At 54.9% G+C, this 14,580-nt stretch carries 12 protein-coding genes; 5 read left to right on the forward strand and 7 right to left on the reverse strand.

Annotated elements, in window-relative coordinates; genetic code table 11:
- Positions 1–29: 29 nt before the first annotated feature.
- On the reverse strand, positions 30–1,391 hold the full coding sequence (locus tag SH573x_RS30320) for a hypothetical protein (protein ID WP_479351976.1): 1,362 nt from the start codon (positions 1,389–1,391) through the stop codon (positions 30–32).
- Between the two features lie 392 nt (positions 1,392–1,783).
- Here SH573x_RS30320 and SH573x_RS30325 point away from each other — a divergent pair, with 392 nt between their 5' ends.
- On the forward strand, positions 1,784–2,857 hold the full coding sequence (locus SH573x_RS30325; RefSeq protein WP_479351978.1) for a DUF1570 domain-containing protein: 1,074 nt from the start codon (positions 1,784–1,786) through the stop codon (positions 2,855–2,857).
- Positions 2,858–3,531: 674 nt separating this feature from the next.
- On the opposite strand, the gene xerD is transcribed toward SH573x_RS30325, so the two are convergent.
- Positions 3,532–4,491 (reverse strand): site-specific tyrosine recombinase XerD, encoded by a 960-nt coding sequence (xerD, locus tag SH573x_RS30330; RefSeq protein ID WP_479351979.1) that lies wholly within the window; start codon positions 4,489–4,491, stop codon positions 3,532–3,534.
- A 145-nt stretch (positions 4,492–4,636) separates the two neighbouring features.
- Here xerD and galE point away from each other — a divergent pair, with 145 nt between their 5' ends.
- The 3 genes from galE (at position 4,637) to SH573x_RS30345 (ending at position 8,104) form a co-directional block, all read left to right on the forward strand.
- Positions 4,637–5,620 carry a UDP-glucose 4-epimerase GalE gene (galE, locus tag SH573x_RS30335; protein WP_479351980.1) on the forward strand — a complete coding sequence of 328 codons (984 nt, stop codon included), beginning with the start codon at positions 4,637–4,639 and terminating at the stop codon, positions 5,618–5,620.
- A 23-nt stretch (positions 5,621–5,643) separates the two neighbouring features.
- A complete protein-coding gene (locus SH573x_RS30340) occupies positions 5,644–6,855 on the forward strand; it encodes a 1-acyl-sn-glycerol-3-phosphate acyltransferase (RefSeq protein WP_479351982.1) in 1,212 nt (403 codons plus the stop codon).
- Between the two features lie 214 nt (positions 6,856–7,069).
- Positions 7,070–8,104 carry a 3-keto-disaccharide hydrolase gene (locus SH573x_RS30345; RefSeq protein WP_479351984.1) on the forward strand — a complete coding sequence of 345 codons (1,035 nt, stop codon included), beginning with the start codon at positions 7,070–7,072 and terminating at the stop codon, positions 8,102–8,104.
- A 45-nt stretch (positions 8,105–8,149) separates the two neighbouring features.
- On the opposite strand, the gene SH573x_RS30350 is transcribed toward SH573x_RS30345, so the two are convergent.
- The 3 genes from SH573x_RS30350 to SH573x_RS30360 form a co-directional block, all read right to left on the reverse strand.
- Complete coding sequence (locus SH573x_RS30350) at positions 8,150–8,323, reverse strand: hypothetical protein (RefSeq protein ID WP_479351986.1); 174 nt, start codon at positions 8,321–8,323, stop codon at positions 8,150–8,152.
- A 248-nt stretch (positions 8,324–8,571) separates the two neighbouring features.
- Positions 8,572–9,588 (reverse strand): hypothetical protein, encoded by a 1,017-nt coding sequence (locus SH573x_RS30355; RefSeq protein ID WP_479351987.1) that lies wholly within the window; start codon positions 9,586–9,588, stop codon positions 8,572–8,574.
- Positions 9,589–9,599: 11 nt separating this feature from the next.
- On the reverse strand, positions 9,600–10,274 hold the full coding sequence (locus SH573x_RS30360; protein ID WP_479351989.1) for a GltB/FmdC/FwdC-like GXGXG domain-containing protein: 675 nt from the start codon (positions 10,272–10,274) through the stop codon (positions 9,600–9,602).
- A gap of 741 nt (positions 10,275–11,015) precedes the next feature.
- On the opposite strand from SH573x_RS30360, the gene SH573x_RS30365 reads away from it, so the two are divergent.
- Positions 11,016–11,543, forward strand: a complete 528-nt coding sequence (locus SH573x_RS30365) for a hypothetical protein (RefSeq protein ID WP_479351990.1) — start codon at positions 11,016–11,018, stop codon at positions 11,541–11,543.
- A gap of 128 nt (positions 11,544–11,671) precedes the next feature.
- Here the strand turns inward: SH573x_RS30365 and SH573x_RS30370 are convergent, their stop codons facing one another.
- Positions 11,672–12,463, reverse strand: coding sequence for an SDR family oxidoreductase (locus tag SH573x_RS30370; RefSeq protein ID WP_479351992.1), 792 nt, complete (start codon positions 12,461–12,463; stop codon positions 11,672–11,674).
- A 67-nt stretch (positions 12,464–12,530) separates the two neighbouring features.
- On the reverse strand, positions 12,531–14,546 hold the full coding sequence (treZ, locus tag SH573x_RS30375; RefSeq protein ID WP_479351993.1) for a malto-oligosyltrehalose trehalohydrolase: 2,016 nt from the start codon (positions 14,544–14,546) through the stop codon (positions 12,531–12,533).
- Between the last annotated feature and the right edge of the window lie 34 nt (positions 14,547–14,580).

Below are 14,580 nucleotides of genomic sequence, written 5' to 3' on the forward strand. Positions count from 1 at the left end.
GACCTTTTGTGCGAGACCCAAATCGAGCCTTATGGTAGATCAATATCTTCTAGTTCAAATTTGACCGCTTGACGCGTGATCATACCCGGCGATTCGTACACCAAGGTGTAGTTATCCGGATCGCCATTGATTTGAAATAGGAATGCCACACCAACTGCTTCAGAGGAAACAGAATACGATTGAAAGCCCACATTCTCTAAGCGATTCTGTTTAGCGTCGATCAGGTAAGCGCGATTGGATAGAATCCAGCCGCGAAATGAATCGAGCGCCCCTTGTGCAGCTTTGAATTCAGCCAAGATGCGCATCTCGTACACACTGCCGTTCTTGCGAGCATTCTCCAAAGTCACGGTGACTTCGCCGAAGGTTTCGGATTGACGTTTGCCGTTGCCGAATTTTTCAAAGATGTACTTGTGCTTTTCGCTAGGTACGGCGGCCACAAATTCACCGGTCAATTTCTTGATGATGCGTTCCGAACGCGCAGGCCTCTGAAACTGTAAATCAATCTGGGTAGCAGCGCTATTGGAATTGACCGGAATCTCCGGATTGGCCTGCGGGTTGGTCGAGTTGAGCTCGCCGCCTTCGGCCACTTCGACTTTCATCTTGCCCATCGGCAACTCGAGGTAGACAGGTTTGAGGCGCGGCTCCCAAGCGACTTGTAGCGAAACATCGAGTTGGCCTGAGGAAGCGCCCCCGAACTGCGTCGAGGTCTGAGTGGACAGGACACTAATATGAAAGGGGCCACTGAAGTCAGGTTCGGGTCCAGGCAATACCGAGTTATCCATCGCCAATACCAAACCTTCTTCGCTGGAATATGCGTTGATCCGCAAATTGGCTTGAATCATGATGTCGTCGATAACTTCCCAGAACGGTTGCTTGTCGGCCTTCAATTCCACCTCGGTGTCGGGAACCGCTTCGGCATTTTCGATTTTGATCGCGTTGCTGGTTTGCTTGGCGATCTCTTCGATGGCCTTGGTCGCTGTCATCTTGCCCGAGAGTGTTACCAGGCTAGCCTCGAAGAACGTTTCAATGTTCGTAGTTTGCAATTGCGAGCGAATGCGTTGTAAGCGGATCTTTAGTTCGCCCGATGTGTTCGCGTTAACCTCAGGTAGAAACGGAATAACTGCCGGGCCGATTTCAATGAGCCGCTTCTCGGCTTGATCACGCTCTTCCAATTGCTCGCCGTCGAGTTGCCGCAAGATCTTGCGCACCTCTTGAAAGCTAACTTTCTCCTCGTCTTTAGTAGCGGATTTCTCCGGCAGCTTGTCTAAGGTGTCCGGCGTATCCTGCGCCTCAGCCGGGCAGGCCAGCCCCAGCATAAGTCCCAACACAAGTCCAGAGACGGTCAGCTGCGGCCAGTAAAAGCCGGATCGCCGAGTGTTTTGCATGCTCATGATCGTTCGAGCCTTGAGATTGAAGTCGCCGTTACAACCGCTACAGCCGTCGCCCCATCGCCAGAGCTACGGCCAGACCTCTATGGTAACTCATAGCCCCAGCATCCAGCCACCGCGGGAAGACGTAAGTTTTGTGGCATAGGCTTCCAGCCTGTGGGGAATTGTGGCATAGGCTTCCAGCCTGTGTGAATTGTGGCATAGGCTTCCAGCCTGTGTGAATTCCCTAGGTTTCCTGTGTGATATGTCGCACCCGTGCGTTTCGGACAACACAGGCTGGAAGCCTATGCAATTGTGGCACACCGGCTGGAAGCCTATGCCACATTAATCGCGGGCTGGAAGCCTATCCCAATACTTCACACAGGCTAGAAGCCTATGTCACATTCCGAGTAACCATGAATCGAATCACTCTGCTATTAATAATGCTGCTGGCTGGACCAGCCTGGGGCCAGTCGCGTCCTAAGTTGCTGGAGGTCACGTTGCCCGCTGGCCTGGAATCGGGGCTGCCGATTCACTGGGACAAAGAATATGCCTTGCTGCTCAAGCCCAGCGGTTCGATGTTGGAAGTCGATGTCGCTCATGTCCAGCATCATCGCATCATCGATGAAGTCTTTGTGCCTCAATCGTTGACCGCCGCTCGCGGTGGGTTGCAGGCGGAGTTTGGTTCCGGGTTCGAAACATCCACCGTCGGCCCCTACGTCCTGTGTGCTCCGCGCGGACATGTTGAACGCTGGCGCGAACGGTTCCGAGTTTTGCTGGCCGGATACAGTCGCTACTTTGAAACGCGCGGCTGGCAATTGCGCACGCCAGACTTTCCTTTGTGTGTAGTCATCCTGCCCAGTAAAGCCGAATTCGATCACTACTGCCAACAGCAACTCGGCAAGTCGATGCCAAACTTGATGGGATACTACTTTCCCAAGACCAATCGCTGCATGTTGTTTGAGGTGGGTGGTGGCACTGCTTCAACCGACTGGAGCGAGACTGAACGTACGATCATTCATGAAGCTGTGCATCAGCTGGCCTATAACACTGGGGTGCACGAACGACTGGCCGACAATCCGCAGTGGGTCGTCGAAGGACTGGCCACGATGTTTGAAGAGCCAGGCGTATTCGATGCCCGATTGGGTTCGCGACCAGTTCAGGCTCGAGTCAATCCTCAGCAGTTGCCCATCCTCAAACGCATGCTGGCCGACCCTGCATTGTTGGAAAGCCGATTGAATCAGTTAGTAACCAATAACAATGCCTTCAAACAAGACATGCAAAGTGCATATGCACTATCTTGGGGTCTAACCTTTTACCTGGCTGAACGCATGTCGCCGCATTATGGTCGCTATACCCAGCGACTGGCCGGGCTGGGCAAACTCCAACAGTACGGCGATCCCAACCGGGCTGCCGATTTCTCGCGCGCCTTCGAAGCCGACCTGGGCATCATCGCCGTGCAAATGCAGCAGTTCTATGCCGGCCTGTAGATTCGTTTAATTTAACCCGTAGCCGCCAGGCTAGGCAATCGCAGAGGTGGTTTCTCACTGCCAAGTGATTACGTTGAGCAAGTGGACGCTTGGGTAAACGCAGGGATTGGTTAGAGGGTGCGCCTCGCCTGGCCGATTGATTCGCCTGGCCAATTGACTCGTTTAACCCGTAGCCGCCAGGCTAGGCAATCGCAGGGGTGGTTTCTCACTGCCAAGTGATTACGTTGAGCAAGTGGATGCTCAGGTAAACGCAGGGATTGGTTAGAGGGTGCGCCTCGCCTGGCGGCTACGGGTTAAACGAGTACCAAGTGATTACGTTGAGCAAGTGGACGCTCGAGTAAACGCAGGGATTGGTTAGAGGGTGCGCCTCGCCTGGCGGCTACGGGTTAAACGAGTACCAAGTGATTACGTTGAGCAAGTGGACGCTCAGGTAAACGCAGGGATTGGTTAGAGGGTGCGCCTCGCCTGGCGGCTACGGGTTAAACGAGTACCAAGTGATTACGTTGAGCAAGTGGATGCTCAGGTAAACGCAGGGATTGGTTAGAGGGTGCGCCTCGCCTGGCGGCTACGGGTTAAACGAGTACCAAGTGAGTGCCTTGAGCAAGTGGATGCTCAGGTAAACGCAGGGATTGGTTAGAGGGTGCGCCTCGCCTGGCGGCTACGGGTTAAACGATTTAGGCGCGGGGGTGGAACTGGCGGTGGATGCGTTTCAGTCTTGAGGTTTCGACTTGCGTGTAGATCTGCGTGGTTTGGATGCTGGCGTGGCCCAGCATTTCTTGGATCTGCCTGAGATCAGCTCCACCGGCCAGCAGGTGGGTGGCAAAGCTGTGACGCATCGTGTGCGGGCTGATCGATGGATCGACATCGACGCGCAAGGCATAACGTTTGACCAACTCCCAAATCGCTTCGCGTCGCAGTCGTCGGCCGCTGCGCGACAGGATCAGCCAGGGCACAGATTGCGGATCGCGCTGGCCGACCAGGGTAGGGCGTGTCGATTGCATGTACTCGGTAACGGCCTGAACAGCTCGCGGGTTCAGGGGCACCATGCGTTGCTTGGAACCTTTACCTTCGACCTGGCAATAACTTTCTTTGAGGTGCACGTTGGCCAGCAGCAGGTTGGAAACTTCGCTAACGCGGCAACCGGTGGCATACAGCAGTTCCAAGATCGCTCGATCGCGCAAACCTTGCAGATCGTAACGTTTGGGGGCGGTCATGAATCGATCGACGGCCGCTGGCGTCAGGACTTTGGGAATGCGTTGCCACATCTTTTGTGTGGCTAGCAATTCCGTTGGATTGTCTTGGATAACACCTTCCAACTGCAAGTACTTGAAGAACATGCGCGTGGCGACGATGGCCCGCGAGATACTGCTAGGGGCCAGTTTATCTCGTTGCAAGCTGGCAATAAACTCAGAAAGATCGCTCAACTTGAGCCGGGCAGGCGACCTGCTGCCCAGCCAAAGCAGCATTTTTTTCAGATCTCGACCGTAGGCAGCCACCGTGTTTTCAGACAGGTGGCACTCAGACCGCAAATAATCGGTAAACTTTTGATGCCAGTCCAAAGACGGCTTGGCCACCGGAACCTCGGGGGCTGCGCGACCTTCTTGCCGGAGGCGTTGTAGTTTACTGGGAGGCATACAGATGGGTCCTCGAACGGGCAGAAGATATTTAAGCCGATCGGTCGATCCTCCAACTTGCCAGCAACCGATAGTCGAACATGTGGACAATGCGGCATAGATTTTGGCCAGCGATACCGCTAAAAACAACTTTGAGGTACACGTAATGAAAATACTGGTAATCGGCGGTGCAGGTTACGTCGGCAGCCATACTGTTCGTCAATTGATGGCCGGTGGCAACGAAGTTTGGATCTATGACAATCTATCACGCGGTCATCGTCAGTGCGTGCCACCTGGCCGACTGATCGAAGGTGAATTGGCCGATCGCGCTCGATTGATCACTGTCTTTCGCGATTACGAGATCGAAGCGGTCATGCACTTTGCCGCCTTTGCACTAGTCAACGAATCGGTCAATCATCCCGCCATCTATTATCAGAACAACGTCACAGCCACGCTGGAATTGCTCGAAGCCATGCGCTCGGCGGGCGTGTGGCGCATCGTCTTTTCCAGTACCACGGCCACCTACGGCCAGCCCGATGTGCTGCCGATCGTCGAAACTACTTTACAGCAGCCGATCAATCCCTACGGCTTTACTAAGCTGGTGATCGAAAAGGCGCTGCAGGATTACGCACACGCTTACGGATTCGGCTGCGCAGCCTTGCGCTACTTCAACGCTTCGGGAGCCAGTCCCGACGGTACGATCGGCGAAGATCATGATCCCGAAACGCACTTGATCCCTATCGTACTGCAAGTCGCTTTGGGGCAGCGCGATGCGATTTCTGTTTACGGCGATGACTATCCGACACGTGATGGTACATGTATCCGCGATTACATTCACGTTGATGACTTGGGGTCGGCCCACTTGAAAGCTATGCAACTGCTGACCCCGGGGGCTAACCTGCAGATGAACTTGGGCACCGGCAAGGGACATAGTGTGCAAGAAGTAATCGCCGCTTGCCGCCAAGTCACCGGTCATCCTATCCCGGCAGTGGTAGCCCCGCGCCGCGCCGGCGATCCAGCCGAATTAGTAGCCGATAGTTCGCTGGCTCAAAAGACTCTCAGTTGGAAACCGAATTACATTGATATCGAAGATATCGTGCGGACAGCTTGGAAGTGGCACCAATCGCATCCGCGAGGTTACAGTACTTGATGTGATTACGTCAGTCTCTCCCGATGCAGAACATCATTGTTGAAAAGCCTTATCGATTTATTCCGCCGCATCGCGGCAACTTTCTGCCCGCAATGATTCAATCATTGCGGCTGACCGATCGATACCTGGCCAAATATGAAGGCGTTGAATCCTACGAACTGCGCAACGTCGACCTGCTGAAGGAATCTCTGCGCAACGGCGCCGGTGTCTTACTGGCGCCCAATCATTGCCGTTATGCCGATCCGCTGGCCATGGGCTGGGTCGCGCGGCAGATCAATCGGCATGTGTACGCCATGGCCAGTTGGCACTTGTTCAATCAGAGTTGGTTGCAAGCCTTTGCCATTCAAGCCATGGGGGGCTTCAGCGTGTATCGCGAAGGTCTCGATCGCCAATCGCTCGATACGGCCGTAGATGCTCTGGTGGAAGCCGCGCGGCCGCTAATCGTCTTTCCCGAAGGCGCGGTCTTTCGCACCAATGATTTACTGCAACCACTGTTGGAAGGCGTAGCGTTCTTGGCGCGAACGGCGGCCCGCAGGCGTCACAAAAAGGACGGCGGACAAATCTTGATCCATCCGGTGGCCATCAAGTATTTGTATCGCGGCGATGTTCGCAAAACAGTGACGCCCGTGATCGAAGAGATCGAACGCCGACTCACCTGGTCGCACAGTCCCTCATCCTGTCTCTTGCAACGCATCAACAAGATATCGCTGGCCCTGCTGTCGCTGAAAGAGATTGAGTACTTGGGCAGTTCGCAAGAAGGCAGTGTCCCCGAGCGTCAAACTCGTCTGGTCGATCATCTCCTCGGACCGCTCGAAGAGCAGTGGCTGGGCAATCGATCGCGCGAACGTTTGATACCGCGCATCAAAGCTCTGCGGATGAAGATCGTTCCTGGGCTGACACAGAGCGAGGTAACCGCGGCTCAGCGCGAGCAACTCTGGCGGGATTTGAAAGCCATCTACCTGGCGCAGCAAGTGGCATCCTATCCACCCGCTTATTTAACGCCGCCCACGACGGTCACCCGCGTCCTGGAAACCGTGGAGCGTTTCGAAGAAGACTTGACCGATCGAGCTCGGGTACACGGCGGACTGCATGCCGTTATTCAAATCGGGCCGGCCATCGCTGTCCCTGCGGATAAAACCCCACGTGAACAAGAAGACCCCGTCATGGTCCAGCTTCGCTGCCAAATGCAGGGCATGCTCGACCAACTCTCCGCCGAAGCGGCAGAGTTTTCGTAGAGCGGCTGTCCCCAGCCGCTCAGCACCCTGCAAGTCGCTTGGCTGTAACGTTGGTCCAGTGGTTTGAAGAAACTCTGGTTAGAGGGTTCCGAGCAGCTGGGGACAGCTGCTCTACACTAAGGACAACTGCTCTACAGTGTCACGAGCTTCGAACGTTGATTATTATAGTACACAACCGCCTGTCATCCTCTTCCGACATCCGCAGTCGCAAACCATGAAACGCATCCTAATAATCGCTCTTCTGACTGTTTCTGCGAGCATCCAACTTCACGGCGCTGATCCAGCTATTACCGACATTCAACAAGTTGATGCTCAATATGCGTTTATAGGTGAATACACTGGCCAGACCTCGACCGGAACGGTCGGCGTGCGCATCTCCAATCAAGCGGGCGATGAGCCCATGTTTGCCAGAATCTATCGCGGTGGTTTGCCTGGATTGGGCTGGGGCACCGACAAACCGGAATTGGTCAGCGGCAACCTCGATAGTCAAGGCATCAGCCTGCGAGGAAAAGCGGACGGGCAACGTCAGATTCGAACTTCCGGTGGCCGGGTGCTATTGGTCGAAGCCAGTGGCCAAGAAATCGAACTCCGCAAGGTCGCGCGGCGCAGTGTTACTCAAGGCAAATCCGCTCCCGCCGGCGCTAAAGTTCTGTTTAATGGCAGCGACACATCAGCCTGGAAAGATGCCAAAGTCACCGACGAAGGTTGGCTGAAGATGGGCTGCGAAACTGTTGACCCATTGGTAGGTGGTCATTTGCATGTCGAGTTTCGCACACCTTATATGCCGCAGAGCGCTGGCCAGAAGCGCGGTAACAGCGGCGTCTATCTTCAGCGTCGCTACGAAATTCAAGTTCTCGATTCGTTTGCACTAGAAGGAATCGAGAACGAATGTGGCGCCATCTATCGTCAACGTCGCCCCGATTTGAACATGGCTCTACCACCGTTGGTATGGCAGACCTATGACATCTTCTTTAAACCGGCCGTATTCTCTGGCGGTCAGAAGATCACAGGCACCGAATTGACCGTCGTCCACAACGGTGTGCCCGTGCATTATCACACCTTGGTTACCGCGAAGACCGGAGCGGGTAAAGACGAAGGCCCAGATCCACTGCCTCTGTGGCTGCAAGACCATGGTGACCCGGTGGTCTTTCGCAATATCTGGCACGTGCCCACTGAAGCCTTACCCATGGCCAGTCGAACAGACAAACTCGAGCAATTGCTGGTCGACCGGCGCGAACTTGGGCTTTAATGCTTAAAAGTCGAAATCGAACTTTTCCAAGCTGATACTCGCGTTTCAGATCTTGGCTTTCAATTCGACTAAGTCGGCCGTATCAACCGACGCATGGACAGGTGGTAGACCAGAATGGTCATCCGGTAGTATGTACTTGTAAATTTCACTACAAGTAGCAAAGCTCATTAGCAGCAGCGAACCAGAAAGAAACAACGCAATTCTAGGGGCGCGAATCATATGCGGACCTCTCCAAAAACACACGACCAGAAACATACTCTTCCCTGAGCGACATCCGCACACCGCTACTGGACGTCCATTATAGTCGATGTGAATTACGTAGCGGAATCCGTCAAGGCTTTCGAGTGACTTGTAGCGGAAGGCGTCAAGGCTTTCGAAGCTCAAGCTTGATTTCCCGAAAACCAGAAAGATCGAAATGCTTGACGCATTCCGCTACTGGGAAGACTCGAAATGCTTGACGCATTCCGCTACGACGTGTGGTCTAGGGGTCTGACGGAGCACAACTTGGCTGCTTGATCGGTTAGAGCTCGCAGGTGCTCGCGAGTGATCAAGCTGAGCCGATCGACCTGTTGTTGGAAGATTTGATTGCGCAGGCGTTGGAGCACTTCTTTGATTTTGCGCGACAGCGGATCGACGTTGGGAGTTGCCTTGGCCGGTAGAGGCAGCGAACCGATGCCGCTCAACATGCCTTTAGGAGTGGTTGCTGCGGGACTATTTGTTTGTGGCAGTGCGGCTTGGGCCAGCATGTCGATCGATACCGCGCTAGCCCCCAGGGCTAGCAGTTTCAGCATGTGATCTACGTTGCTGAGCGGCGCGTCGACATAGATGGGGAAGCCTGGCGAGCCCGCTTGAGCTGCGGCGTTGCGGGCGGCCACCACACTCCAAGCGAGCTGATTGAGCTGGACGGCTTCTAGTTGATCCGCGGCGAAGTTGGCCTCGAGGATAATGAAGTCAACGCGGGCTGCTAGCGCATTGCTGACATCCGTATAGACATCTCCGGCCAACATACCGATGCCGATGGGAGTGGCACCGCCAGTTAGTTCGCGCACCGTTTCGATCAGTTGCTTCAGTTCATGCCACGCGCCGATCTCCAGTGGCATGCGGGCCCAGCGATTGGAACCTGCATCGGCAATGCAGCGAATCTCAACGGCTTCGGCTGTTTCGAGTTCATCCAGGATAAAACTCTGGTCATAGTTGCGCCGGGCAAAGCGTGCTGGCACATTGGCTACGGACAACTGTTCAAACTCAGTAAGCGGGGCTTGTAGTGGGATGCCAAAATCTTTCAACAGTCCGCAGTAGGCCGGCCAGTTGATATCGCTCTTAGGTATTGGTGGTCGACGTGCAAATAGTGGCACGGGCTGTTGGTAAATCTTTCCACCGGTGCCCACGGCGATTTGTACTTGCAGGCTGGCTTGCGCTGAAGGCGGCAGCTCGCCCAATGGCCCGCTCTGAAAGATTAGTTCTTCGAAGATCGATTGAGGCATGTGCCGGGACCTCAGCTTTCTTGCTTGGCATGAGGACGGTAGAGGCGAAACTCTTTGGTCGCGGCGCGGATGCCCGCTCGCACCAGCAGCAGCCCTAGGCGCATCGCTTCTGAATCACGCATTTTTACTTCGCGCATCGTATCGGCAATCGAAGCGACGGTCCCGCGCACGTAGATGGTGCCGCCAGTGGCCCCAAGCCCCAAGTCGGGTCCCGTGTCGTTACCCAAGATCAAGTTGCCGCCGCGCATCGCGTGGCCAGCGCGTGCGCCAACGGTCTGGCGTACGACGATATCTGCGCCGACCAGACCTAAACCGCAGTCGTCTTTGGCAGTGCCATGCACACCGATAAACCCAGCCCGCGCCATTGCTCCCAGCTTGGCGCCAGCATGCCCGCGAATAAGGATGCCGCCCGAACTCATCGAATGTCCGCCCCAGGCTCCAGCATCTCCGACCAACTCGATATCAGCACCATCATTGAGCATACCGAAATAGGCACCGACGGAGCCACGCAGCTCGATCTTGATGGCGACCTTCAGACCGGTACACAGACCATTCTGACCATTGCAACCGGTGACGATCGTGGCCAAGTCACTCTCTTCAAGTTGGCGCAGCAGTGGATTAAGCCGTGCCTGACCTAAGGCCGCTAAATCAAAGAGGCGGTGTTCGGCGGGCGGAGTTTCAGACATTGCTGTATCTAGTAAGTTGGTTGAGGGAGAATTGTTTTAAGTCTAGTAGCTCAGAGTAAAGTTTCGTAGGCCGATTTCGATGAAATGAACCAGCATCGAGCTGGTACCAGCCGGCCCCTGTCGGTAGCCCTCAGCCTACTGGAAACTCAGGTAGGCGAGGAAATTTGTACGATTATGGCACGCGTTTTCTCCTCATAATCCGGTTCTAATGGAGTTGTTTCCTACTGGGAACTGGTTACGCGTTGGGTTATGATAGATGGTGCTAATGCGGTAAGGAGCAATTTCGCGCGGGGGGCCAGAGAAGGTCCTTGAAGTCGCCCACCTTATCTCGAGATGGATTTTTTAGCCCGCCTCTTTGTCTCGAGCATTCGCAGTTAGCTAACAAGCCGTCTAGCGCAGCAACTGTTTCGCCCGAACGATATCCGTCCGGCTGCGGTTGATGTGCAGACAGCCCAACAGGGAATGAGGCCTCCCAAGCCCAAAGTTCGACATAGCACGCCTGCCGCTTGACCCACACCCTTGCGACCCGAAGTTTGCCCTGCCTGTCCTCCAGCGCACCGCATTCTTCAAGGCAATTGCGCCGTGAATGACTAGCTCGATTTATTTTGTTTGTTTGGCTGGTTCAAACTTGCGTCGCAGTCCGCGAACGTCCCACCAGGGCCTTGGAATAGACCGGATGTCTAGCAACTTTGCGTAATCTTATTCAAGCATCTATTCCATTCACCTGAGGAGTTTGTACCCATGGCTAGTCGCGCCCCGACCTTAACGAAGCCCAAGACGAAACCCAAGGTAACTTCCAAGAGCATCCTCTCCAAAGCCAAACCGCCCGTCGCCCTCAAGGTCACAGCCAAGCCCGCCACCAAATCTTCCGCCAAAGCCATTACCATCTCAGCCAAACCTGCTGCCAAAGTTCCTGCGACCAAAACTGCTGTCACCAAAAGTGGCGTGACCAAGCCAGAGACTGCCAAGTCACACCCAGCCCACACGGCCGTCGCCAAACCAAAACTTCTCAAAAGTTCGGCCGTTAAACCCGCCGCCGTGGATGCTAAAAGCACCGCAGCTCTCGTCGCTCCGCAACCCAAACCGCGCCGCCGTGCTAAAGGCGAAATTCGGACGCGCATTTACTGGGCAGTGTTCAATACCGATTTGCGCCGCGTCGCTGTATTCGAATTCGATCAACGCGATGAAGCCGAACGCCGCGCTACCAAGCTGACCGAATCCAGCGGCGAACACCACTTCATCCAAAAAATCAAAGCCATCGTTCAGTAGTGGTGTGCAATCGACCTCATTTTTTAAAACGCAGAGTCCAACTAGTCTTCTCTACGATCCTCTGCGTCTCTCTGCGTTTTAAAAAAGAACCCGCTAACCATTTGAAATATGGCAGCGATCACGCGCCATTAGCCCATCAACAGCGATTCGCCGCCGTCGATCCAGATTTCCGTCCCTGTAATATGTCGCGCCGCTTCGCTGGCTAGAAACAGCATGAGCTGGGCTACTTCGGCCGGCGCGCCGACCTCGCCGTGTGTCAGTGGGACGGTACCCTCAGGATACTCGACGGCAGCACTGACATTTTCTAGCTCACGAGCCACCGTCTTGCCGTGAATCGGCGTGGCAATCGAGCCCGGGCAGACTACGTTGACGCGAATTCCATCGCGAGCCAACTCCAAGGCCGTCATCTTTGCCAGGGTGACTTGCGCAGCTTTGGAACACGCATACGCAGTCGCGCCGCAATTGCTAAACACACGCGTACCATTGATCGACGCGTTGATGATGACGTTGCCTTTCGTCTCGCGCAAATGCGGCACCGAATATTTCATCGTCAGAAAGGCACCGGTCAAATTCACTGCCAGCGTCTCATTCCATTCGGCTGGAGACAAGGACTCGAGCGAGGCCCAGACACCATTGATTCCAGCGTTGGCTACCACGATATCTAGTCGGCCGAATTGTGAGATCAACTCGGCCACAGCGGCTTCCATCTCCTCCGGTTCAGCCACGTTGGCTTGCAGCACGCATGTCTCCGATCCAATTCGCTGGGCAGTTGCCTCCAACTCCTCGCGATCGCGCCCCAGCAGGCCTACCTTGGCACCTGCTCGAGCGAATAGTTTGGCAGCCGATTTGCCGATCCCCGAACCGGCCCCTGTAATCAAAGCCACGCGTCCTTCCAGGGACAGTAGTTTGTCCAACTCCATGTTTATCGCTTTATATAATTTTTTTCAGTTGGGAATGAACTTAAGTTTGAAGATCGAAACTCAAACGCTAAGCCTGAGGCGCAATCACGACGCATTCATACGGTTGTAGCACCAGCGAAGCTGTATCGGGCACTTCGTGGGCGGGCTGGCCATAACACGGCTGCTCAGAACGAAACATGATCTGGCAGTCAGCGCACGCAATATCGGGCAAGGTTTGCAAGCGGTTGGTCAAGTTGAAATAACACGCCAAGTGACCAGCATCGCTGCGACTAACTCCACCGCGAATCAGTTCCAACCCGCTGGGTTGTTGATTGTCCGGCCACAGCCTCGCACTACGCTTTTTGAAATCTTGTAAAGCGGGCCAATCTCGGCGCGCAGCGAGGAGATCGATATAGAGTTGCCTCAAGCCACGCTGGAATTCGTTCATGTGCCAGGTGAAACTGAGCTTCGAGACTTCAAAGGTTTGCGGCGATTGCGGGTCAGGGATCGCGCCCTCTAGTTCATAATCGCGAGCGCGACCGCGACGCACGTTTTCGATCAAGCCTTCATCTTCGAAAGAACAAAAGAACATAAACGGATTCGGCTCGCCATACTCTTCACCCATAAAGATCAGTGGCAAATACGGCGCTAACAGCATCAAACTGGCACACAGCCGTTGTATGTTGGGCTGAACCAGGTGACACAAGCGTTCGCCGTGCGCGCGATTGCCGATGTGATCATGATTTTGTGTGCCGATTACAAAGCGATCGCCCGGCACATCACCCACCGGCGCGCCCCAGCGACGACGACGAAACCGACTGTAACTGCCCGCGAGATGAAAAGTATGTTGCAACACATGTGGCAACTGTTGGGCGGCACCAAAATCGATGTATTTCCCGTGGCGCTCGCCGGTCAGAAAAGCCACTAGCGCGTGATGAAAGTCTTCGTTCCATTCGGCATCCAACCCGTAACCGCCTCGCTCGGGCGACCGGACCATACGCACATCATTCATCAGACTTTCGGCAATGATCAGTCCATGCAAGCCGCGACGCATGGCCGCGGCCTCAGCCACTTCCTTGATCTCCGCCAGAATATGCGATGGACTATTGTCGAACATCGCATGGACTGCATCTAAGCGCAAACCATCCAAGTGGAATTCATCGATCCACTGCCACACACAATCCAGAACAAAATCGCGAACCGCATCGCTATCCAGACCGTCAAAGTTAAAGGCTGGCCCCCAGGGTGTCGTGTAACGCGATGAGTAATACGACCCGAACTCGCCGATGTAGTTGCCTTCGGGGCCAAAGTGATTCAACACGACATCCAGATATACAGCCAGTCCAACTCGATGCGCGGCATCCACCAAACGCTGAAACGCTTCCGGGCCACCGTAACTATTCTGAGCAGCAAACAGATGAGCTCCGTCGTAACCCCAATTACGTTCACCAGGAAATTGAGCCACCGGCATAATCTCGAGCGCCGTGATGCCCAACTCCTTCAGCGACTCTAAACGCGCGATGGCGGCATCAAAGGTACCTTCCTTAGTAAAGGTGCCGATATGCAACTCATAAAAGACCAACTCCGGCCGTGATACACCCGGCCACTGCTGATCGGTCCAAGTGAACTCGTCGGCAAAATACACAGCCGAAGCATGATGCACTCCATCGGGTTGCCACATCGAACATGGATCGGGTCGAGCTGGACCACCGTCCAATCGAAACGCATAGCGTTGGCCAGACTGGATATCGGGCAACGTCAAATCATGGTAGCCCCAGTAGTCGCGCTGCATCACATGAGCATCTGCCTGCGAGCCCGAGTAGAGGACGAGCTGAACTTCGGCCGCGCGCGGCGCCCACACGCGCCACTGCACGCCACCCTCGGTTCTCCGAGGACGACATGACCGACTAGCCAGTTGCTCAGCGATCGCCGCATCCACATCCATACTCCCTTCGATCCCATCCGCTATTTTTATGAAACCACCACGCAAACTACCACGCAAAGCCAACACGCGCCTAGCAAACCCCAGGCCATACTCGGCCGCTTTCGTGTGGGAAGCGAAAGGCCCCCGCTCTTCCGATGGACTGCCAACCCTACTAGCCATCTACACCACAACTGTTCAAATACTCTCTTTTCAT

The organism is Rania fehmarnensis, from assembly GCF_056494185.1.

What these genes read in the sequence shown, in the direction of transcription:
- SH573x_RS30320 (WP_479351976.1), bottom strand. Translation starts at nt 1,391, where the DNA reads ATGAGCATGCAAAACACTCGGCGATCCGGCTTTTACTGGCCGCAGCTG.
- SH573x_RS30325 (WP_479351978.1), top strand. Translation starts at nt 1,784, where the DNA reads ATGAATCGAATCACTCTGCTATTAATAATGCTGCTGGCTGGACCAGCC.
- xerD (WP_479351979.1), bottom strand. Translation starts at nt 4,491, where the DNA reads ATGCCTCCCAGTAAACTACAACGCCTCCGGCAAGAAGGTCGCGCAGCC.
- galE (WP_479351980.1), top strand. Translation starts at nt 4,637, where the DNA reads ATGAAAATACTGGTAATCGGCGGTGCAGGTTACGTCGGCAGCCATACT.
- SH573x_RS30340 (WP_479351982.1), top strand. Translation starts at nt 5,644, where the DNA reads ATGCAGAACATCATTGTTGAAAAGCCTTATCGATTTATTCCGCCGCAT.
- SH573x_RS30345 (WP_479351984.1), top strand. Translation starts at nt 7,070, where the DNA reads ATGAAACGCATCCTAATAATCGCTCTTCTGACTGTTTCTGCGAGCATC.
- SH573x_RS30350 (WP_479351986.1), bottom strand. Translation starts at nt 8,323, where the DNA reads ATGATTCGCGCCCCTAGAATTGCGTTGTTTCTTTCTGGTTCGCTGCTG.
- SH573x_RS30355 (WP_479351987.1), bottom strand. Translation starts at nt 9,588, where the DNA reads ATGCCTCAATCGATCTTCGAAGAACTAATCTTTCAGAGCGGGCCATTG.
- SH573x_RS30360 (WP_479351989.1), bottom strand. Translation starts at nt 10,274, where the DNA reads ATGTCTGAAACTCCGCCCGCCGAACACCGCCTCTTTGATTTAGCGGCC.
- SH573x_RS30365 (WP_479351990.1), top strand. Translation starts at nt 11,016, where the DNA reads ATGGCTAGTCGCGCCCCGACCTTAACGAAGCCCAAGACGAAACCCAAG.
- SH573x_RS30370 (WP_479351992.1), bottom strand. Translation starts at nt 12,463, where the DNA reads ATGGAGTTGGACAAACTACTGTCCCTGGAAGGACGCGTGGCTTTGATT.
- treZ (WP_479351993.1), bottom strand. Translation starts at nt 14,546, where the DNA reads ATGGCTAGTAGGGTTGGCAGTCCATCGGAAGAGCGGGGGCCTTTCGCT.